18 protein-coding genes are annotated in these 19544 nt (G+C 63.5%); 3 read left to right on the top strand and 15 right to left on the bottom strand.

The window, feature by feature from the left end; translation table 11 throughout:
• Window positions 1–57 precede the first annotated feature (57 nt).
• The 7 genes from WDX12_RS00840 to WDX12_RS00810 all read right to left on the bottom strand — a co-directional run bounded on the left by WDX12_RS00840 (window position 58) and on the right by WDX12_RS00810 (window position 8568).
• Complete coding sequence (locus WDX12_RS00840) at window positions 58–1713, bottom strand: ABC transporter ATP-binding protein (RefSeq protein ID WP_434723610.1); 1656 nt, start codon at window positions 1711–1713, stop codon at window positions 58–60.
• On the bottom strand, window positions 1710–2561 hold the full coding sequence (locus WDX12_RS00835) for an ABC transporter permease (RefSeq protein WP_434723609.1): 852 nt from the start codon (window positions 2559–2561) through the stop codon (window positions 1710–1712). The genes WDX12_RS00840 and WDX12_RS00835 overlap by 4 nt, the downstream gene beginning before the upstream one ends.
• The gene (locus tag WDX12_RS00830) at window positions 2558–3508 is read right to left on the bottom strand and encodes an ABC transporter permease (protein ID WP_320293666.1); all 951 of its coding nucleotides are present in this window, start codon (window positions 3506–3508) and stop codon (window positions 2558–2560) included. Before WDX12_RS00830 ends, WDX12_RS00835 begins: the two co-directional genes overlap by 4 nt.
• Window positions 3509–3594: 86 nt before the next feature.
• A complete protein-coding gene (locus WDX12_RS00825) occupies window positions 3595–5205 on the bottom strand; it encodes an ABC transporter substrate-binding protein (RefSeq protein ID WP_434723608.1) in 1611 nt (536 codons plus the stop codon).
• Window positions 5206–5269: 64 nt separating this feature from the next.
• Complete coding sequence (locus WDX12_RS00820; protein ID WP_434725753.1) at window positions 5270–5962, bottom strand: HAD-IA family hydrolase; 693 nt, start codon at window positions 5960–5962, stop codon at window positions 5270–5272.
• A gap of 267 nt (window positions 5963–6229) precedes the next feature.
• Window positions 6230–7603, bottom strand: coding sequence for an aspartate aminotransferase family protein (locus tag WDX12_RS00815; RefSeq protein WP_320293669.1), 1374 nt, complete (start codon window positions 7601–7603; stop codon window positions 6230–6232).
• 125 nt (window positions 7604–7728) lie between these two features.
• Window positions 7729–8568: a GNAT family N-acetyltransferase gene (locus tag WDX12_RS00810; protein WP_320293670.1), complete on the bottom strand. Its 840-nt coding sequence runs from the start codon at window positions 8566–8568 to the stop codon at window positions 7729–7731.
• Between the two features lie 319 nt (window positions 8569–8887).
• On the opposite strand from WDX12_RS00810, the gene WDX12_RS00805 reads away from it, so the two are divergent.
• Together WDX12_RS00805 and WDX12_RS00800 are read left to right on the top strand one after the other, a co-directional pair.
• Window positions 8888–9556, top strand: a complete 669-nt coding sequence (locus WDX12_RS00805; protein ID WP_434723607.1) for a haloacid dehalogenase type II — start codon at window positions 8888–8890, stop codon at window positions 9554–9556.
• A gap of 16 nt (window positions 9557–9572) precedes the next feature.
• Window positions 9573–10847, top strand: coding sequence for an NAD(P)/FAD-dependent oxidoreductase (locus WDX12_RS00800; protein WP_434723606.1), 1275 nt, complete (start codon window positions 9573–9575; stop codon window positions 10845–10847).
• Between the two features lie 8 nt (window positions 10848–10855).
• On the opposite strand, the gene WDX12_RS00795 is transcribed toward WDX12_RS00800, so the two are convergent.
• From WDX12_RS00795 to argE, 6 genes are all read right to left on the bottom strand, one after another.
• A complete protein-coding gene (locus WDX12_RS00795; protein ID WP_434723605.1) occupies window positions 10856–12313 on the bottom strand; it encodes an NAD-dependent succinate-semialdehyde dehydrogenase in 1458 nt (485 codons plus the stop codon).
• An 18-nt stretch (window positions 12314–12331) separates the two neighbouring features.
• Window positions 12332–13375: a tartrate dehydrogenase gene (locus tag WDX12_RS00790; protein ID WP_434723604.1), complete on the bottom strand. Its 1044-nt coding sequence runs from the start codon at window positions 13373–13375 to the stop codon at window positions 12332–12334.
• A 10-nt stretch (window positions 13376–13385) separates the two neighbouring features.
• Window positions 13386–14849 (bottom strand): aldehyde dehydrogenase family protein, encoded by a 1464-nt coding sequence (locus tag WDX12_RS00785; RefSeq protein WP_434723603.1) that lies wholly within the window; start codon window positions 14847–14849, stop codon window positions 13386–13388.
• A 149-nt stretch (window positions 14850–14998) separates the two neighbouring features.
• Window positions 14999–15352 (bottom strand): cupin domain-containing protein, encoded by a 354-nt coding sequence (locus tag WDX12_RS00780; RefSeq protein WP_434723602.1) that lies wholly within the window; start codon window positions 15350–15352, stop codon window positions 14999–15001.
• Between the two features lie 23 nt (window positions 15353–15375).
• Window positions 15376–16299: a 2-hydroxyacid dehydrogenase gene (locus WDX12_RS00775; protein ID WP_434723601.1), complete on the bottom strand. Its 924-nt coding sequence runs from the start codon at window positions 16297–16299 to the stop codon at window positions 15376–15378.
• 12 nt (window positions 16300–16311) lie between these two features.
• Window positions 16312–17436, bottom strand: a complete 1125-nt coding sequence (gene argE, locus WDX12_RS00770; RefSeq protein ID WP_434723600.1) for an acetylornithine deacetylase — start codon at window positions 17434–17436, stop codon at window positions 16312–16314.
• Between the two features lie 236 nt (window positions 17437–17672).
• On the opposite strand from argE, the gene WDX12_RS00765 reads away from it, so the two are divergent.
• On the top strand, window positions 17673–18575 hold the full coding sequence (locus WDX12_RS00765) for a GNAT family N-acetyltransferase (RefSeq protein WP_434723599.1): 903 nt from the start codon (window positions 17673–17675) through the stop codon (window positions 18573–18575).
• A 199-nt stretch (window positions 18576–18774) separates the two neighbouring features.
• On the opposite strand, the gene WDX12_RS00760 is transcribed toward WDX12_RS00765, so the two are convergent.
• Window positions 18775–19047, bottom strand: a complete 273-nt coding sequence (locus WDX12_RS00760; protein WP_434723598.1) for a hypothetical protein — start codon at window positions 19045–19047, stop codon at window positions 18775–18777.
• 38 nt (window positions 19048–19085) lie between these two features.
• Complete coding sequence (locus WDX12_RS00755; protein WP_434725752.1) at window positions 19086–19385, bottom strand: hypothetical protein; 300 nt, start codon at window positions 19383–19385, stop codon at window positions 19086–19088.
• Window positions 19386–19544 lie beyond the last annotated feature (159 nt).

Here is a 19544-nt window from a genome sequence, read left to right as displayed (position 1 = left end):
GTTAAAACAAGGAGATAGAGCGGTTCGCCGTTTCCGTGAAACGGTGAACCGCTCTAGTCAGCGATGGCCGTACTGGCTGACGAGCTCGGGGTCGCGGACGAGACCGTCGAGCCATGTCGGATCGAGCTTCGGCACGGAGGAGAACAGCAGCTTGGAATAGGGGTGGGTGGGTGCCTGCACCTTGTCGGGCGTGATCTGCTCCACCCGCTCCCCGTTGTACATGACCAAGATCTGATCGCAGATGGCCTCGACGACCGAGAGGTCATGGCTGATGAAGATATAGGAAAGTTCCAGCTCTCGCTGCAGCTCCTTGAGCAGCTCGATCACCGTGGACGCCACCACCGTGTCGAGCGCCGAGGTGATTTCGTCGCAGATGATGAGCTTGGGGTCAGCCGCCAGGGCGCGCGCGAAGTTCACGCGCTGCTTCTGGCCGCCAGAGAGTTCCGATGGACGACGGTAACGAAGCGTCCTCGGCAGGCGCACCATGTCGAGCAGCTCATCGACGCGCTTCGAGCGTGCCTGCCCGTTCAGCCCGTGATAGAAGGTTAGCGGGCGAGAGATGATATCCTCCACCGACTTGGCCGGGTTGAGCGCGGTATCGGCATACTGGAACACGATTTGCATCTCGCGCAGTTGGTCCCGGCTGCGGTTCTTCGCGGCACGCTCCAGTGCCTTGCCGTCAAAGACGATGTCGCCGGTAGCCGCCGGATGGATGCCGGCAATGGCTCGCGCCAACGTCGATTTTCCGCAGCCGGATTCGCCGATGACGCCGAGATTGCGCCCCCTTTCGACGAGAAGGCTGACAGAATCGACTGCGCGGACAACAGGCTGTCCGTTGGTCCGCACCGGTCCGTAGCCTGCCGTCAGGTTGTCGATCCGCAACAGCGCTTTCGCGCCGACATCTGCATTGGCCTGCGTTTGCCGTGGCTTTGGTTCGAAGGCGGCAAGCAGTTCCCGCGTATAGGCGTGCGTGGCCGCCGAAAGGATGGCGGCCGTCGTGCCGGTCTCCTGCACTTCGCCGCCCTTCAACACTACGATGCGGTCGGCGATCTGGGCAACGACCGCCAGGTCGTGGGAGACATAGACACCTGCTATTCCGCCCGCCCGCATGACCGATTTGAAGGCTTTCAGCACGTCGATCTGGGTTGTCACGTCGAGGGCCGTCGTCGGCTCGTCGAAGATGACCAGCTTGGGATCGCCGATAAGTGCCATGGCCGCCGCCAGGCGCTGCAATTGCCCACCCGAAACCTGGTGCGGGTAGCGGGCGCCGATCCCTTCCGGATCCGGCAGCGACAGGGCCTTGAACAGCTCGACCGCACGCTGACGCGCTCGCTCGGGCGGCATCAGGCTGTGGATCCGCGTGACCTCGATCACCTGCTCCATGATCGTCGAAGAGGGATTGAAGGCTGCGGCGGCACTCTGTGGAACGTAGGCGATGTCTGTGCCGCGTGACCTGGCGCGTTCCTTCTCGGAAAGTGCTGCCATGTCCTTGCCGTTCACGTTGATCTCGCCTCCGGTGATCCGGCAGCCGGGCCTTGCATAACCCATCAGAGAAAGCGCCACCGTCGTCTTGCCGGAGCCGCTTTCTCCGATCAAGGCGACGATCTCGCCGTCGGGGATGTCGAGGCTGACGCCTTTGATGATTTCGACAATCCGGCCGGCGTCGGTGGTCGCCTCGATCCTCAGATCCCTGACCTCGACGAGATTGGTCATGCGTCCCGGTCCCTGATCTTCTGCGGCAGATTGTCGATCAGCAGGTTGACGCTGATGGTGAGGCTGGCGATCGCCAGCGAGGGCACGATAACGGCGGACGCCGCGAAGGGCAGGCCGCCGATGTTCTCGCGCACCAGCGCGCCCCAGTCGGCGAGCGGGGGCTGGAGTCCGAGGCCCAGGAAGGAGAGGCCCGAAAGGAGCAGCACGATGAAGACGAAGCGCAGGCCGAAGTCGGCCAGCACCGGGCGGATGATGTTGGGCAGGATCTCGGAGCCGATAAGATAGATGGTGTTTTCGCCGCGCACGCGGGCGACGGTCATGAAGTCCATCGTGTTGATGTTGACGGCGAGCGCCCGCGCGAAGCGGTAGGCGCCAGGGATATAGATGACCGCGAGTGTCAGGATCAGTACAGGGATCGACGAGCCGACGGCGGCAACGACGACAAGACCGAAAAGCTTACTGGGGATGGAGTTCATCGCGTCCAGGAAGCGGCTGAGGCACGTGTCGAGCCAGCCACCGGTGACGGCCGCTATCATCCCCAGCACGACGCCGGAAAAGCAGGCGATGGAGACGGCCGCGAGCGATATGCCGACAGTGTAGCGTGCGCCCATCAGAACCCGCGAGAGCATATCGCGCCCGAGATAGTCCGAGCCGAGCCACAGCCCCTGGCGCATCGGGCCGAAATAGTCGTCGTCGACAATGTCTCCGATCGAATGGGGAATGATGTAGGGCGCGAGGATCGCGACGAGCGTCCAAGCCAGGATGACCAAAGCGGCCACGACGCCCACGAGGCTGTAGCTGTGGCCCAGGAACGACCGTCGGGAGATTGTCGCGCGCGCTATCGTCATCTGAGCCTCGGGTTGGACATGATGGCGACGACGTCGGCGGCGGTTATGAGGAAGAGGTAGCCGAGGCAGAAGATCATCGCGCAGCTCTGGATCAGCGGCAGGTCGCGGGTGGCGACGGCATCGACCATCAGCTTCGCGATGCCGGGATAGTTGAAGATCGTCTCGACAATGATGACGCCGCCGACCAGATAGGACAGCGAGAGCGCGACCGCGTTGACAATCGGCCCGAGCGCATTGGGGAGCGCGTGCCTCAGCACCATGCGGCTGCGCGAGGCGCCTTTCAGAAGCGCCATCTCGACATAAGGCGTGGAGAGCGTCTCGATCACCGCGGCGCGGGTCATGCGGATCATTTGCGCGGAGATGACGAACGTGAGCGTGATCACCGGCATCGCATAGATGCGCACGAGGTCGGTCAGCGAATGCGCCTCGTTGACCGAGGACAGCGCCGGCAGCCATTTGAGATAGACGGCGAAGAGCAGGACAGCGAGGGTCGCGACCATGAATTCCGGCACGGAGATGACACCGATCGAAAGAATGGTGATGGTGCGGTCGTAGACAGAGCCGCGCAGCATGGCGGCGGTGATGCCGAGCGTCAGCGCCAGTGGCACCGAGAGCAGCGTGGTGATGCCGGCGAGCTTCATGGTGTTGACCAGACGCCCGCCGATCAGCGCCGCGACCGGCATCTGGTTGGCATAGGAGGTGCCGAGGTCGCCATGGAGCAGGCCGACAAGCCAGAGCAGGAAGCGCAGGATCGCTGGATCGTTGAGATGCATGGCCTCGCGCAGGCCGGCGACCGCTTCCGGAGTCGCCGCCTGGCCGAGCAGGATCGATGCGGTGTCGCCGGGCAGCATGCTGGTGGCGAAGAACACCGCGAACAGCACGATCAAAAGCGTGACGGCCGCGATACCCAGCCGCTTCATCACGAGGTTCGGAACCCCAGACTTCATGGAAGCGCTCCCTGCGGTTGTTCGGCCAAGCGATCTTGCGCAATGAAGTGCCGGGGGCTGGCTGAACGGCCCCCGGCTGGCTTCTCTCAGGCTTCGAGCCAGAGATATTCCGCCATTGCGTAGCCCATCATGCCACCGAGCGGGTTCGCTTCCAAACCCTTCACCTTGCTGGAGAGGGCATCCACGTTGGAAATGTAGGCCGGGATGATGGTGCCGGCCTCCTCGGAGACCATAGCCTGCATCTGGCCGTAGATCTCCTTGCGCTTGGCCTGGTCGAGCGAGCCGCGCGCCTCGATGAGCATCTTGTCGAACTTCTCGGACTTGTACTGGCTTTCGTTCCACGGCGCGTTGGAAGCGTAGAGGAGCGAGAACAGGATATCCGGCGTGGGGCGCGGATTGATGTTGCCGAAATGGATTGGCGCCTTGAGCCAGTAATTGTCCCAGTAGCCGTCAGCCGGGACGCGCTGGACGTCGAGCTTCATACCGATATCGGCGCCGGCGGCCTGGATGATCACCGCCATGTCGATCGACGAGGTGGCGGCGTCGGAAGCGATCACCGGGATGGACTGGCCGAGCAGGCCGGCCTTCTGGAAGTGGAACTTCGCCTTGTCCGGGTCGAAAGCCTTCGGCTTGACGTCAGGATTGTGGAAGATATTCGCCGGCGAAACGGGTTGGTCGTTGCCGATCTCGCCGAGGCCGCGCAATGCCGACTTGACGATCTGCTCGCGGTTGACGAGATACTTCATACCGGCAACGAAGTCGGCCTTGCTGCCTGGATCCATGTCGAGCCGGATGTTGAGGTCGGTGTAGTTGCCCGAAGTCGATTTCGACAATTCGAAGCCCTGCTGGCCGCCGATGAGCTTCATCGCGCGGGGGTTGATCGAAGCCGCAAAATTGATGTCACCGGAAAGCAGGGCGTTGACGCGGGCGCTGTCGTCGCTGATGGCGATGAACTCGAAGGAGTCGAGATAGGGCTTGCCCGACTTCCAATAGTTCTTGTTCTTGGTGACCACCGAACGCACGCCCGGTTCGAACGTTTGCAGCACGAAGGCGCCGGTGCCATTGCCCTTGGAGAAGTCGGTAGTGCCGTCCTGGACGATCATGAAATGGTGCAGCGCCAGGATGGTCGGGAGGTCGGCATTCGGGTCGGCGAGTGTGATTTCCACGGTCGACTTGTCGACCGCCTTGAAGCCGGTCATCTGCGCTGCGATCTTGGCGACCTTGGAGCCGACCGCTTTGTCGAGATGGCGCTTCAGTGAGAAGACCACGTCTTCGGCGGTGAGGTCCTTGCCGTCGTGGAAGGTGACGCCCTTGCGCAGCTTCACGGTCCAGGTCTTGGCGTCCTTGCTGTCGAAGCTTTCGGCCAGCTCCATCTGCGTGACGCCATCCTTGTCGAGGAAGGTCAGGCGGTTGTAGAGCGAGCAGCAGCGGACATAGTCGGTGGAGAGTGACGCCTTTGCCGGATCAAGCGTGTCGGCGGTCGATGACGACCAGCCGGCGGCTTTGAGATTCCCGCCGGAAACCGGCGTGGCGGCGACGGCATTGGTGGCGCGGCCGAGCACCAGGCTGCCCGCGGCCACCGCGGCGCCGCCGGCCAACAGCATCTTGAGAAGTTCCCGACGGTTGGCGCCGCGTCGAATGGCATTTTCGACCATGGCATCGTCTGCGCTGGTCCAGTTCGTGATCGTGTCGGTCATGTTATTCCCCTTTCTGTTTGTTTGGTCGGGATGCTCGTCTTGCTGCGGCTTTCCGGGCTTTGGCTCAGGCTCGTTCCTTCAGGCTTTCCCGGACGGCCGCTACAAGGGAGGCCATCGAGGTGAAGTGGTGGTCTGGTACGGTGAAGCGCTCGGGCTCGATTGTGCCGCCATAGCCCTTCTGGGCGTGTCGGCGTTCGATCCAGCAATTGGTCACGCCAAGCGCGCGGGATATGCCGATGTCGTGATACTGGCTTTGCGCGACGTGCAGGATGTCGTCCTTGCTATCGCCCCTTGAGGCGACGAAATCGAAGACCTTCTGGAAAAAGGCCGGATCCGGTTTCTCCGTGCCGGTATCGTCGGCCGTGAAGGTGGCGAAGAAGGGCGATCCGAGCTGCCTCTCGAAATGACCGAGCGCCCAGCGCCGGGCATTGGTCATGGCAATCAGCTTGTGGGATTTCGCAAGCTCGGCCAATGCCGCCGCGCTGTCGGGGAAGCTTTGCCAGGCGCTTGCAGAGTCCCGCAGCCGGACGCCATATTTCTCCTCGGCCGGCAGGCCGAGTTGCGGCGCGATGACCATGTAGACACGCACGAGATCGTCAGGAAACAGCCCCGCATCGGGCATGTAGCGGGCCTGCCGATAAAGGGCCAGCGCGGCTTCGTCATCGATGGAAACGCCAGCGTCGGCGGCAATCCCGGCCAGGCAGGTCGTTATGCCGCCTTCGAAGTCGATCAGCGTGCCGACGACGTCGAAGGTCATGTATTTGAATTCGCTAAAGCCCCTGGCCAAGACTGGCTCTCCTCTGCGCGTGGCCGAATTGCATGGTGCTGAACAGAACAAAATTCGGTGCTGTCCGGGGCATCGGCCTCTTCAAACGCCCGAAAATTCGAGCCTTCTGGCCTTGTCTTAAGAGCAGTCTGGCACTTCCCCCGCGCTGAATTCGCCGAAAAGGCGTGAGGGGGCGGCACAAAATTGCGAAATCGTCTGCCCCGGCGCTATTTCGAAACACGCGGTATTCGTCGCCCGTCATGCTAGGGCCTTGCGGACATCGGCATCGTCCAGCGTCTGGTCGAGCGTCCGGCGCGTGCGCTCGATGATCGCATCGATGTCGTCGTTGGTGCAGCAGAGCGGGGGAGCATAGCCGAGAACCCCGTTGGCAAAGGCACGGATGATGAGACCGTTGTCCCACGCCCTGTCGAAGACGCGTCGCGCAGGCATGGCCGATGCGGGAAGCGGTGTCTTCTTCTTTTTGTCGACCACCAGTTCGATCGCGGCAAGCATGCCGCGACCGCGTACATCGCCGACGAGAGGATGGTCGCTCAGGCTTGCCAATCCCTCCATCAGGCGGGCGCCGGCCTTGATGCCATTCTCCAGAAGGCCGTCTTCGTAGAGCTTCAACACTTCGAGCGCGACGGCGGCGCTGACGGGATGGGCCGAGTAGGTGTAGCCGTGGCCGACCGCAGAAGTACCCGCGCCATCGGCGATGACGTTGTAGACATGATCGGTCATGAACACGGCGCCCATGGGAACATAGCCTGAGGTCAGGCCTTTCGCGGTCGTCATGAAGTCGGGAACGATGTCCTCCTCGTCACAGGCGAACAGGGGGCCTGTGCGACCGAAGCCGGTGATCACTTCGTCGGCGATGAACAGGATACCGTGCTCCTTGCAGAGCTCGCGCATCGCCTTGATCCAGCCCGTCGGTGGAACGATGACGCCGCCCGAACCCTGGATTGGTTCGGCATAGAAGGCGGCGACGCGATCCGGTCCGATCTCCTCGATCTTAGCCTTCAGCGCCGCGAGCGATGCGGCGGTGATCGCGTTGCCGTCCTCACCGACAGGGTTGCGATAGGGATAGGGCGAGGGGATCTTGTGCTGCCATTCGAAGGGAATGCCGAAACCGGCGTGAAAGGCGGGCAGGGCGGTCAGGCCTGCGCCGACCACTGACGACCCGTGGTAGCCCTGTTCGATAGAAATGAACTGGTCGCGTTTCGGCTCGCCCCTGGCATTCCAGTAGTAGCGGACGAAACGGATCGTGCTGTCGACGGCGTCAGACCCGCCCAGCGTGAAGTAGACGTGATTGAGATCGCCCGGCGCGCGCTCGGCCAGTTCCGAGGCGAGACGGATGGCCGGCTCGGAGCCGAGGCCGAAATAGGCGGTGGCATAGGGAAGCTCGCGCATCTGGCGGGCCGCCGCCTCGACGATGCTGTCATGGCCGTAGCCGGCATTGACGCACCACAAACCCGCGAAGCCATCGACGAGCTGCTTGCCGGATGCGTCGGTCACAGTCGCGCCCTTCGCCGACTTCAGCACGCGCACGCCGAGCGCCTCGTGGCCGCGGTATGAAGAGACCGGATGGATGAGATGGGCGCGGTCGAGTTCGATCAATGAATTGGCGAGCATTGTTGTCCTCCCCAGAGCATGATGCCGAAAAGTGTTAAGCGGTTTTCGGGCGACATCATGCTCTATCTCCTTGATTTAGACCCGGATTCAGATTTCGGATCGACTCGATCCGAAATCATCCGGCTCTAGCCGAGCGCCTGGTTGGCGAGGGCGTAAACTTTTGGCCTGGCCTGTTCCGATGCCTTCCTGGCCGGGCGATCCATGGCCACGCCGCCGCCGACATGGGCGAGGCCGACTTCTGTCAGCCAGGAGGCGATGCCGGTCATACTGCCCGTATCCACGCGCAGGAAGGCGCCGGCGCGCTGCGCGGCGAAGAAGCTGATCAGGGCTTTGGCGGCCTCGGCACCTGCCGCGATGACCGGACCGATCACCTCGCCGCGTCCGAACGGCCGGATTGCCGCATAGCCCTCGATGGCGCCATTGCGGCGGATGACCGCGAATTGCCCCCGCTGCGCCAGCGCATCGATCAGAGCTTCGCGGTCGGCACCGTAAGCGTCACGGTCCAGTGCCTTGATTTCCGGAAGATCGTCGGCGCTCGCGGCTTCCACGCCTTCGGGTAAGCCAAGCTCCGCAACCTTGCCTTGGTGCTGCAGGATGGTGCCGGCGGGCACGAAGCCCAGCTTCTCATAGAGAGGCATGCCGACCGCCGTCGCGACCAGCCGCAGCGGACGGTTGCCGGCAAGGGTGAAGGCTTGTTCCATGAGCTTGCGCCCGAGCCCCTTGCCGCGCGCGTTCTTGTCGACGATCACCATGTTGATCGTGGCGCAGTCCATGCCGTAGGGCGTCACCAGGATGGTGCCGGCAACCCGGCCCTCGTCGTCGAGCGCAACCGCGCCGCGAGAAAGCTGCAGCGCCATCTGCCAGTCCTGCGGGCGATGCGGCCAGTTCTCCTGACGCGAAAGCGCCACTGCGCCCTCTATATGGTCCGGCCCGAAGTCCCGGATTTCGATCTCGCTCTGCTGCATGAGGCATCCTTCCGTCTGCGCGCAAGTCTCGGTCATCGACGCGCCGCAGATCGTCTGAAGGTCTCGGTCTCTGCGATATCTTTCGCCTTTGCGCGGGGTGTGCGCCGCATCTTCTGCTGGCGACAGCCGCAGCGGATGCGTTTCAGGTTGCGGAAGGCGCTTTCATTGGCCTTCAGGATGCAACAGCGTGCCAAACCGGGCAGCTGATACGGTACTTTCTGCTTTCTGGAGGCCCATTTCGGTCAAGTGGCTCGCTGCCCACCGGCCTATGATGAAATGCATCCCAAAGCGGGTTTGCTTCCACCGGAGATCGACGGACATGGCTCCTTTCAGGCCCAAATACATCACCTTCGACTGCTATGGCACGTTGACCTTTTTCCAGATGGCGGAAGCGGCGCGCGATCTTTATGGCAGCCGGCTCGATGAACCGCGCATGCAGGAATTCATCAAGAATTTCGCCGCCTATCGGCTCGACGAGATCCTCGGCGACTGGAAGCCTTATGCCGACGTCATCCACAACGCGCTCGAGCGCGCCTGCAAGCGCAACGGTGTCGCCTTCAGCCCCGACGACGCCAAAATGATATATGAGCGTGTCCCGACCTGGGGACCGCACGCGGACGTTCCTGAGGGTCTGGCGAAGGTTGCCAAGGAAATTCCGCTGGTCATCCTGTCCAATGCCATGAACGCACAGATCATGTCCAACGTCGAGAAGCTCGGCGCGCCGTTCCACGCCGTCTACACGGCCGAGCAGGCGCAGGCCTACAAGCCCCGTTTCAAGGCCTTCGAATATATGTTCGACAATTTGGGTTGCGGCCCGGAGGACGTTCTTCACTGCTCGTCCTCTTTCCGCTACGACCTGATGTCGGCACACGATCTCGGCATCAAGAACAAGGTCTGGGTCAATCGCGGCCACGAACCGGCCAACCCGTACTATGGCTATGTCGAGATATCGGACATTTCAGGTCTTCCGGGCGTGGTCGGGCTTTGAAACGGGCGGATTGCCGATGAAGCTGGTCTCCTATTGGCACGATACCGCTCCGGTCTTTTCCGGTGCGGCACAAGGCCCCGTCGAAGGGCATTTCGACGCCGCCATCATCGGCGGCGGCTTCACCGGTCTTGCCGCCGCGCGCCAACTGGCCAAGGCCGGCGCCAAAGTGGTCGTGCTGGAAGCGGAGCGGGTGGGCTGGGGCGCATCCGGGCGCAATGGCGGACACCTGAACAACGGCCTTGCCCACAGCTATCTTTCGGCCAAGGCGGAGCTCGGCAAGGAGCGCGCGATCACGCTCTACCGGGCGCTGGACTCGTCCGTCGATACCATCGAGGCGCTGGTCGCCGAGGAAGGCATAGACTGCAACTTCCGCCGCGCCGGCAAGCTGAAGCTCGCCTCCAAGCCGCAGCATTTCGAAGCAATCGCTCGCAACTTCGAAGCCATCCATGCCGAGGTGGATCCGGACACGGCGCTGCTGTCGGCGGCCGATCTCAAATCCGAGGTCGGCTCGCCCTTCCATGGCGCGATGCTGTCGAAGAAGAGCGCCATGATGCATATGGGCCGTTATGTGGCGGGTCTCGCCACGGCCGCGGCACGCCATGGCGCCGTCATCCACGAGAACACCAGGGTGACCGACCACAAGCAGGCAGGCAACCGGCATGAGCTGACCACCTCGCGTGGCCGGATCAGCGCCGACAATGTGCTGGTGGCGACCGGCGCCTACACCACGCCGAATTTCGGCTATTTCCGCCGCAGGCTCATCTCGGTCGGCAGCTTCATCATCGCCACGCGGCCGCTCAGCGACGCCGAGATCACCGCCACCATGCCGGGCAACCGGACATGCGTGACCTCGATGAACATCGGCAACTACTTCCGGCTGTCGCCGGACAAGCGGCTGATCTTCGGCGGTCGCGCACGCTTCTCGGCGACGTCCGACCAGCGCTCCGACGCCAGGAGCGGACAGATTTTGCGGGCAAGCCTTGCCGCGATCTTCCCGCAACTCGCCAGGGTCGAGATCGACTATTGCTGGGGCGGCCTGGTCGATATGACCAAGGACCGCTTTCCGCGCGCCGGCTATCATGATGGGGTTTGGTACGCGATGGGCTATTCCGGCCATGGCGCGCAGCTTTCGACCCATCTCGGCATGATCATGGCCGATGCCATTCTAGGCCGCGAGGACCGCAACCCGCTCAAGGGGCTCGAGTGGCCTTCCATTCCGGGTTATTCCGGCAAGCCTTGGTTCCTGCCGATGGTCGGCCTCTACTACAAGGCGCTCGACCGGATCCAGTGATTGGGGGGTCAGCCCAGCCCGCCCATGTGAAAGCTCTTCATCTCGAGATATTCCTCGATGCCGGCCTGCGCGCCCTCGCGCCCGAGGCCGGACTGCTTGACGCCGCCGAAGGGCGCCACCTCCATCGACACCGAGCCGGTGTTGAGCCCGACCATGCCGAACTCCAGCGCCTCGCCGACGCGCCAGGCGCGCTTCAGATTCTCGGTGTAGAAGTAGGACGCAAGGCCGTAGGGTGTGCCGTTAGCGAGCGCGATAGCCTCTTCTTCCGTCTCGAAACGGAAAAGCGGCGCGACCGGGCCGAAGGTTTCCTCGCTGGCAAGCTGCATGTCTTTTGTGGCGCCGATCAGCACCAACGGTGCGACATATTGAGGGCCGTCGGGCAGCGCAGGCTTCTGCGTGACGATCGCCGCGCCTTTGGTGAGCGCATCCTCGACGTGGCGGTTGATCTTCTCGACCGCCGCCATATTGATCATCGGCCCGATGGCGACGCCGGGCTGCGTGCCTGGCCCCACCGTCATGGCGTTGACTCGAGCCGTGAGCTTTGCTGCGAACGCGTCATAGACGCCGGCCTGGACAAGGATACGGTTCGCGCAGACGCAGGTCTGGCCGCCATTGCGGAACTTCGAGACAAGCGCGCCCTCGACGGCGAGGTCGAGATCGGCGTCGTCGAAGACGATGAAAGGCGCGTTGCCGCCGAGTTCGAGGCTGAGCCGCTTGACGCTGTCGGCCGCGCCGCGCATCAGCAGCGAACCGACCCGTGTCGAGCCGGTGAAGGAGATCTTGCGAACGGTCTCGTTCGCCATGATCTCGTTGCCGATTTCGGACGGCATGCCGGTAACGATATTGATGACGCCGGCAGGGATGCCGGCCCGCTCGGCGAGCACGCCGAGCGCAAGCGCCGAATAGGGCGTGAACTCGGACGGCTTGATGACGACCGTGCAGCCGGCGGCGAGCGCCGGCGCGACCTTGCGGGTGATCATCGCGTTGGGAAAATTCCACGGCGTGATGATGCCGCAGACACCGACCGGTTCCTTCAGGACGATGATGCGGCGGTCGGATGTGGGCGAGGGGATGGTGTGGCCGTTGATGCGGCGCGCTTCCTCGGCAAACCATTTGACGAAGGACGCGCCGTAACGGATCTCGCCTCTGGCCTCGTCCAGCGGCTTGCCCTGCTCCGTGGTCAGGATCAAAGCCAGATCATCCAGATGCGCAAGCATCAGGTCATGCCAGGCCTCCAGCAGACGAGCGCGTTCGGCGTTGGTCTTCTTTTTCCACACGCGATAGGCCGAAGCCGCGGCCTCTATCGCTGCGTGTGTGTCGGCACCGGCCATATCGGGCACCGTGCCGATCACGGCCTGGGTTGCCGGATCGACGACATCGACCATCTTGCCGGAGCCGGCAGCGATCCATTCGCCGCCGATCAGGCCGGCTTCGCGGAAGAGGCTTTCGTCCTTCAGGTTTTTCATCGGAAACGACCTTGCAAATCAATTGAGAGCCGCGGCGACGGCGGCCGTGATGGCATCCGTGCGATCCTTGCCGGGGGTGGTTCCAATGCCTCCGGCAGTTGTCGCTTCGAGAGCCTTCATGACGCGGCCGGCGGCAGCCTTTTCACCGAGATGATCGAGCATCATGGCGCCGGACCAGATGGTAGCGATTGGATTGGCGATGCCGAGATGGGCGATGTCGGGCGCGGAGCCGTGCACCGGCTCGAACATGGATGGCGCCGATCGGTCGGGGTTGATGTTGGCCGAGGCGGCGTAGCCCAGTCCGCCCTGGATCGCCGCGCCGATGTCGGTCAGGATGTCGCCGAACAGGTTGGAGGCGACGACCACATCGAGGCTTTCCGGCGCCATGATCATGCGCGCAGCAAGCGCATCGACGTGATAGCTGGTCACTTCGACGTCCGGATAATCTGGCGCCAGCTTCCTCGTGATCTCATCCCAGAAGACCATCGAATGTTTCTGCGCGTTGGACTTGGTGACCGAGGCCAGTTTGCCTCGCCGTGACCGCGCCCGCTCGAAGCCGAAGCGCAGGATGCGCTCGACGCCCGCCCGGGTGAAGATCGAGGTCTCCACGGCGACCTCGTCCCGCGTGCCTTGGTGCACGCGCCCGCCGGCGCCGGAATATTCCCCTTCGGTGTTCTCGCGGATGCACAGGATGTCGAAGCCTTCCGCCCGCAGCGGGCCCGTGACGCCAGGCAGCAGGCGGTGAGGCCGGACGTTGGCGTATTGCACGAACGCCTTGCGGATCGGCAGCAGCAGGCCGTGGAGCGAGACGGAATCCGGCACCTCCGCCGGCCAGCCGACCGCGCCGAGAAGGATGGCGTCGAAGCCGCGCAAGGTCTCGATGCCGTCCTCGGGCATCATGCGGCCTGTCTCCTTGAAGAAGCGGCAGGACCAGGGAAATTCGGTTCCGGTCAGGGCAAAGCCGGACTGTTTGGCCGCCGCTTCCAGCACCGTCCAGGCGGCGGCGGTCACAACGCGGCCGATGCCGTCACCGGGGATCAGGGCGATCGAGTAGGATTTCATCGGCATCTCTTCACAGGCTGATCAGGACGCTCTTGGTCCTGCGATTGGCGAGATAGGCTTCGCGGCCAAGGTCCTTGCCGATGCCGGAGCGCTTGTAGCCGCCGGTGGGCAGAATATGGTCCCGCGAGCGGCTGTAACGGTTGACCCAGACCGTGCCCGCTTCGAGCCTGCGTGCCAAGCGGATCGTACGGGACAGGTCGGAAGTGAACAGGCCGGAAGCCAGTCCGTAGGTCGGATGGCTGGACAATGCCAGCGCCTCGTCCTCGGTCTCGAAGGTCTGGACAGTCAGGACCGGGCCGAAGATCTCCTCGACGATCGCCGGATTGGCCTGGTCGACATTGGCGATCAGCGTTGGCTCGTAGAAATAGCCGGGATTGTCCATGGCGCCGCCGCCGGTCAGGCATTCGCCGCCGGCCTCGATCGCGGCCCGCACGATGCTATCGACACGCGCCCGCTGCCGTTCCGAGATAACAGGCGAATACTGCGTCGCCTCGTCCCAAGTCGGGCTGGGCCGCACCGCTTTCATCTTATCCACGATGGCGGCCGTCAGCCTGTCGGCCACGCTCCTCTCGACGATCAGGCGCGTGCCGGCGACACAGGCCTGGCCGGCGTTGAAGGTGACGCTGCCAGCGATCGCCGTCGCCGCCTTGTCGAGATCGGCATCGGCAAAGACGATCTGCGGGCTCTTGCCGCCGAGTTCCAGCGTCATCGGCTTGACGCCGGTGCGGGCGACATTCTCCATGATTGCCGAACCGGCGCGAGTTGAGCCGGTGAATGAGACCTTGGCGATCTCGGGATGGCCGGTCAGCGCCGTGCCGGTCATCGGACCGTCGCCGAGCACCACGTTGACCAGCCCGGCCGGCAGGCCGGCCCTGACGGCGAGCTGCGCCATATAGACAGCCGAAAACGGCGTCATTTCAGATGGCTTCAGCACGACCGCATTGCCGGCGGCGAGCGCCGGGCCAAGCTTCCATCCGGCCATCGAGATGGGAAAATTCCAGGGCGTGATCGCGCCGACCACGCCATAGGGCTCGCTCATGATCATGCCAAGGGTGGCATCGTCGGTGGGCACAAGCCCGCTGCCCTCCTTGTCGGCGAACTCGGCAAAAAAGCGGATCTGCTCGGCGGTTATGGCAATGTCGCCGGCGACAAGCTGGCCGACGGGCCGCGTCGAGCACAGCGCCTCGATCTTCGCCAGCGTTTCGGCTTCCGCCTCGATCAGGTCGGCCCAGGTCTGGAGCGCCCTGGTGCGCTCGCGCGGCCGAACGCCGCCCCAGTTGCTGGCCTTCAGCGCCGCCCTGGCGCTTTCCACCGCCCGATCGACAATATCAAGGTCTGCCACTGGACAGGCGGCATAAGCCTTGCTGTCGGACGGGCGCCGCATCTCGATCGCCCCCTCGGCCGCGATCAGCTCTCCGCCGACGAAATGGCCAATGGGGAGGGGGACCGTGTCCGGATTGAAGCTCAGGCTCATGGGCAATCACTCAGCAGCATCTGCCTGAGCCTAACGCGGGCTGGCGCGCAGCATGCGCTGTTCGATGACCCGCCGCCGACGAATGTTGCGTGCCGAATGCGAGGGACGGCAAAATCTTCCGCGAGGGTCAGCGCCTCGCTCGGATCCCGTCATCCCACGGTGACGTAGATCTTGCGCACCGTTTCAATAGTTTTCCAAACACCGGTGAAGCCAGGCTTCATCACGAAGCTGTCGCCGGCGCGGTAGGTCATCGTCTCGCCCGCGTCCGGCGTGATTTCAATCACCCCGGAGAGGATGTGGCAGAACTCGAAGGTGTCTCCCTTGATCGAGCGCGTCTCCCCCGGCGTCGCCTCCCAGACGCCGGTATGGACGAGGTCGTCCTTGGCGACGTCCTGTGCCCAGGTCTTGAAGGCGGGGTCACCGGCAATCAGCCGCTCGGGCAAGGCCCTGGATTCGCGCGGCGGGAAGGCTGGGTTGGTGTCGACGGTTTTGAGCAGGGACAAAGGATGGCCTTTCTGGTTGGATTTCAATAACCGCGCGACCGGTCGACGAGCCCGATGGGATCGAGCCCGGCGCGGTGGCGCCTGATGTTGTCGATGACGGCTCGCGCGGCGGTCGCGGGCTGGGTGACGCTCGCGATATGCGGGGTCAGGATGACCTTCGGGTGCGACCAGAATTGATGCCCCGCGGACAGCGGTTCGGGATCGGTGACGTCGATTATCGCCGCTGAAAGGTGGTCGCGGTCGAGTGCAGCGACGAGCGCGGCGTGGTCGAGCTGCGGCCCCCGGCCCGTGTGAACGAGCGCTGCGCCTTCGGGCAGTTTCGCGAACAGGCCGGCATCGAGGAAGCCGCGCGTATCCTCAGTCAGCGGCAGCAGGCAGACCAGTATGTCGCTGGTCGCGAGCATCTGCTCCAGCCCGGGCTCACCATGATGGCACGTCACGCCGTCAATCCGCCGCGGCGAGCGGCTCCAGCCGGCGAGGGGGAAGCCGAAGGGCTTCAGCCGGTCGAGGACAGCCTGGCCGAGTTGCCCGAGGCCAAGCACGCCGATCCGCCGCGACCCGGCCTGCATCTGTGGGATGTCACGCCATTGGCCGGCGCGTTGCTGTGCCAGATAGGCGGGCAGGTTGCGATGCAGGGCGAGCACGGCCAGCGTCACATATTCCTGCATCATGCGCACGATGCCTTCCTCGACCATGCGCACGATCTTCACCTGTTCCGGCACTGTATCGAGGCGGAACTGGTCGACGCCGGCGCCAATGGAAAACAGGATCTCCAGGTTCCTGTAGCGCGCGAGGTCTTCTGGTGCGGTCCAGGTGATGAGGTAGCGTACGGCGTCGGGATCGACGGTCGTCGCCTCCATGGCGAAGGGGAGATCGGGCAATTCCTTGGCGAAGGCCTCGGCGAAGACCGCGCCGCGCCGCGCATCGGAATTGAACAGGAACGTCATTGCAGTTCCTCTTCAGGCCGCGCAATGGGCGCCAAGCGCCTCGATCATCCGCTGGCAGGCGGTGAGTTCGCTGGCGAGAATGTATTCGTCCGGCTTGTGGGCGCGGCCGATGTCGCCGGGGCCGCAAATGATCGCGTCGAGTCCGGCGGCCTGGTAGAGCCCGGCTTCCGTGCCGTAGCTGACGGCGGCAAGTGCTGCTTCGCCGGTCAACTCAGGCAGCAGTGCCGCCAGTGTTGCGTCTTGCGGTAGCGATAGCGCCGGATAGGCGCTGATCGGCGTCCATTCGATCTTAAAGCCGTCTGCCGCAATGACCTCGGCCCTGGCTTTGACGAGCGCAAGCAGGCCGGCTGGGTCGACGCCGGGAATGGCGCGCGCCTCCAGATCCAAAGTGCAGATGTCCGGAATGATGTTGACCGACTGTCCACCTGCAATCACACCCGCCTGCAGCGAGGAATAGGTCGGCTCGAAGGCGGAATCGAACGGACCATGCGTCAACCGCTCGGCTTCGCTGACGGCCGCGCTCAGCACATCGGCCATGGCGTGGATCGCGTTGAGCCCGAGATCGGGCCGCGAGGAATGGCCGCTGCGCCCGTGGATGGTCACGCGGGCGGCCGCCTTGCCCTTGTGGCCGCGCACGGCGCGCATGCCGCTCGGCTCGCCGACGATGACGCCGAGCGGCTTGGCGCATAGTTCGGGAAGGCGGGCGATCAGATGCGGCACGCCGCGGCATCCTACCTCCTCGTCGTAGGAGAAGGCGAGGTGGATCGGTCTGGCGAGGCGCTGCCCGGCCATATGAGGTACGGCCGCGAGCGCGGCGGCAAGAAATCCCTTCATGTCGGTGGTGCCGCGTCCATAGAGCCGCTCACCCTCCCGCCGCAGCGTGAAAGGAGCAGAGGTCCATTGCGGCTCGCCAGCGGGAACGACGTCCATGTGGCCGGACAGGATGTAGCCCGGGACATCGGCAGGGCCGATCGTTGCGAAAAGATTGGAGCGGTCGCCTTCCGGCCCTGGAAGGAGGGTGACCTTTATTCCGTATCCCGCGAGGTAGGCCCCGATCCACCCTGCGATGTCGCCGTTCGGCTTGCCGGCAACCGATGGAAAGGCGACGAGACGGTCGAGGAGGTCGAAGACATCCATTTCCAGTCCTCAAAGCATCTGGGTGCGCCGGGATTGGTGCCGTCGACCGTAAGCTGCAACAATTCCTGAGAGCATGTGCGCCTTCTTTCGCGATTGCATGCCGAAAGCGGAAGTGTTTCAGTTGAATCTTGCGTTGGTGCGTGGCTTTCAAGCAAATCGTACCGGTATGGTTGTCTAGCGTTAGGCAGGGGCAGGGCGGCCATTATATGTCACCCTTTTCGCGACCTTTCAGAGGCATGAAATTGAAGCTGTCCGGAAGCTTGAAAATCGATGCCTTTTCAATGCGGATCGCCGACATCGAGGGTGTCGAACTGGACCGGTTGCACGCGCTCTCGCTGTCGGTGGGTTGGCCGCATCGGGCTGAGGACTGGCAATTCCTGCGCGAAACGGGACAGGGCTTCGTGGCGCTCGACGAGATCGGCCGGGTTCTGGGTTCGGCCATGTGGTTCGGGCATGGCGCCGGTTTCGCGACCGTCGGTATGGTCATCACCTCGCCGCGCCTTCAGACACAGGGGGCGGCGCAATGGCTGATGAAGCGGGTCTTCGACAGGATCCCCGGGCGCGATCTGCGTCTCAACGCGACCCGTGCTGCTCGGCGGCTTTATCTCTCGCTCGACTTCCAGCCGGAGAAGACCGTTTATCAATGCCAGGGCGTCGCCCGCGTGCCGGCAACGGGCCGTCCGGCGGAGCCGCGCGGCGATATCCGGACTTTGGACACAAGCGATATTCCGTCAGCGATCGCGCTCGACGCGGCGGGATTTGGCGTGAGGCGAACAGCGCTCATTGAAAAGCTGTTCGCGCATTCGGTCGGCTATGGGCTTTTCAAAGGGAACCAACTGAGCGCTTTCGCGCTGTGCCGGCCGTTCGGGCGGGGCCATGTCGTGGGGCCGGTCGTGGCCGAAAACGATGCCGACGCCGTGGCTATCGTCCGGCCGCACGTGGCCGACCATTCGGGGTCCTTCCTTCGGGTCGACACCCATATGGCCAACGGAGAGTTCGCCGCCTTCCTCTCGCACGCCGCAATGCCGGTCTTCGACACGGTGCTGACCATGTCGTTGGGCAAGCGTCTCGCCGATTTTGTTGCCGGCGGCGGCGCTGTGCCGAAGGCCTATGCTCTGGCGAGCCAAACTCTCGGGTAGTTCGGTGTTCTCGCCGACGAAAAGAGCCGGCCAACATTCAACCAGAGCGCACCAGCGCAAGGCTCCGTGGCTGCCACGACGGAACAGCGCGGCACCAGGACACCAAGGTCGCATCGGGCGGTGTAGGATGGCGGCGGGTGCAAGAAAAAGGCCGTCCACGTAAATGCCGGAGTTGGGACGGCCTTTGTAACAGCAGAATTTAGTAGGCCTTCTTGGGGGCGGCCTTCTTCGCGGCGTGCTTCTTGTGCTTCGCTGGGCACTTGTGCTTCTTCGTCACCTTGCAGGCCTTCACGACGTGCTTTTTGACTGGCTTTTTCTTCGTCATAGCATCTGAGGCCGGCGCGGTGGTGGTTGCGGTCGCCGCGGGGGCGGCCGGCTTGGTGGCAGCATCGGCAGTACTGACGTCGAGAATCGGCATCGAGACAGTCAGCGCAAACGCAAGACCGAGAGCGGAGATGAGGGACTTTTTCATTGTTTCATTTCCTTCTTTGCGGGTCGGTTTTTTAAGTGTCACTCGATCGGATCGACCGGTGTCACTCCAAGCAACTTCAAAGCGTTCGCGAGCATTCGGATTCCCTGCGCCTCCTTCTTCTTGGCGCAGTACCGGTTTCCCTTTCTTTGAAGCGCCTTCGCCGCGGCGACCTGCGTTGCTGCGGCATGGGTTTCGAGGGCTTCATCAACTTGACGGCTGAGATTGCTGCAGCGCTCAGCCCGGGTAATCGCCACCTTTGCGTCGGATACTCCAACCGCGGCCGTGATGAGCAAAATGCCGAGCGACGCACCCATCAAGCTGATCGAGACCCTTTGCATCGCCTTGTCGCAAACCCGAGCAAGTGCTGCCGCAGTGCAGCAGCCGATGAACTGACCCTCCACTCAATTCTACGCCTTAACGATTTCTGGAGTTTTTCTGGTGTGTTTCTGGATTGTGTCTGAGGGCTGCCACGATCAGGGCGCCGGGATGCGAACGGC

Source organism: Mesorhizobium sp. RIZ17, assembly GCF_051127865.1.
GTDB classification, from domain to species: domain Bacteria; phylum Pseudomonadota; class Alphaproteobacteria; order Rhizobiales; family Rhizobiaceae; genus Mesorhizobium; species Mesorhizobium humile.
The sequence above is the reverse complement of the archived record's forward strand: the minus strand, read 5'-3'. Positions and strand labels throughout refer to the sequence as shown.

Coding starts and splice junctions, on each gene's coding strand:
- WDX12_RS00840 (WP_434723610.1), bottom strand. CDS start 1,713: ATGACCAATCTCGTCGAGGTCAGGGATCTGAGGATCGAGGCGACCACC.
- WDX12_RS00815 (WP_320293669.1), bottom strand. CDS start 7,603: ATGCTCGCCAATTCATTGATCGAACTCGACCGCGCCCATCTCATCCAT.
- WDX12_RS00765 (WP_434723599.1), top strand. CDS start 17,673: ATGAAATTGAAGCTGTCCGGAAGCTTGAAAATCGATGCCTTTTCAATG.
- WDX12_RS00830 (WP_320293666.1), bottom strand. CDS start 3,508: ATGAAGTCTGGGGTTCCGAACCTCGTGATGAAGCGGCTGGGTATCGCG.
- WDX12_RS00835 (WP_434723609.1), bottom strand. CDS start 2,561: ATGACGATAGCGCGCGCGACAATCTCCCGACGGTCGTTCCTGGGCCAC.
- WDX12_RS00805 (WP_434723607.1), top strand. CDS start 8,888: ATGGCTCCTTTCAGGCCCAAATACATCACCTTCGACTGCTATGGCACG.
- WDX12_RS00795 (WP_434723605.1), bottom strand. CDS start 12,313: ATGAAAAACCTGAAGGACGAAAGCCTCTTCCGCGAAGCCGGCCTGATC.
- argE (WP_434723600.1), bottom strand. CDS start 17,436: ATGGATGTCTTCGACCTCCTCGACCGTCTCGTCGCCTTTCCATCGGTT.
- WDX12_RS00810 (WP_320293670.1), bottom strand. CDS start 8,568: ATGCAGCAGAGCGAGATCGAAATCCGGGACTTCGGGCCGGACCATATA.
- WDX12_RS00820 (WP_434725753.1), bottom strand. CDS start 5,962: ATGACCTTCGACGTCGTCGGCACGCTGATCGACTTCGAAGGCGGCATA.
- WDX12_RS00785 (WP_434723603.1), bottom strand. CDS start 14,849: ATGAGCCTGAGCTTCAATCCGGACACGGTCCCCCTCCCCATTGGCCAT.
- WDX12_RS00775 (WP_434723601.1), bottom strand. CDS start 16,299: ATGACGTTCCTGTTCAATTCCGATGCGCGGCGCGGCGCGGTCTTCGCC.
- WDX12_RS00760 (WP_434723598.1), bottom strand. CDS start 19,047: ATGAAAAAGTCCCTCATCTCCGCTCTCGGTCTTGCGTTTGCGCTGACT.
- WDX12_RS00800 (WP_434723606.1), top strand. CDS start 9,573: ATGAAGCTGGTCTCCTATTGGCACGATACCGCTCCGGTCTTTTCCGGT.
- WDX12_RS00790 (WP_434723604.1), bottom strand. CDS start 13,375: ATGAAATCCTACTCGATCGCCCTGATCCCCGGTGACGGCATCGGCCGC.
- WDX12_RS00755 (WP_434725752.1), bottom strand. CDS start 19,385: ATGCAAAGGGTCTCGATCAGCTTGATGGGTGCGTCGCTCGGCATTTTG.
- WDX12_RS00825 (WP_434723608.1), bottom strand. CDS start 5,205: ATGACCGACACGATCACGAACTGGACCAGCGCAGACGATGCCATGGTC.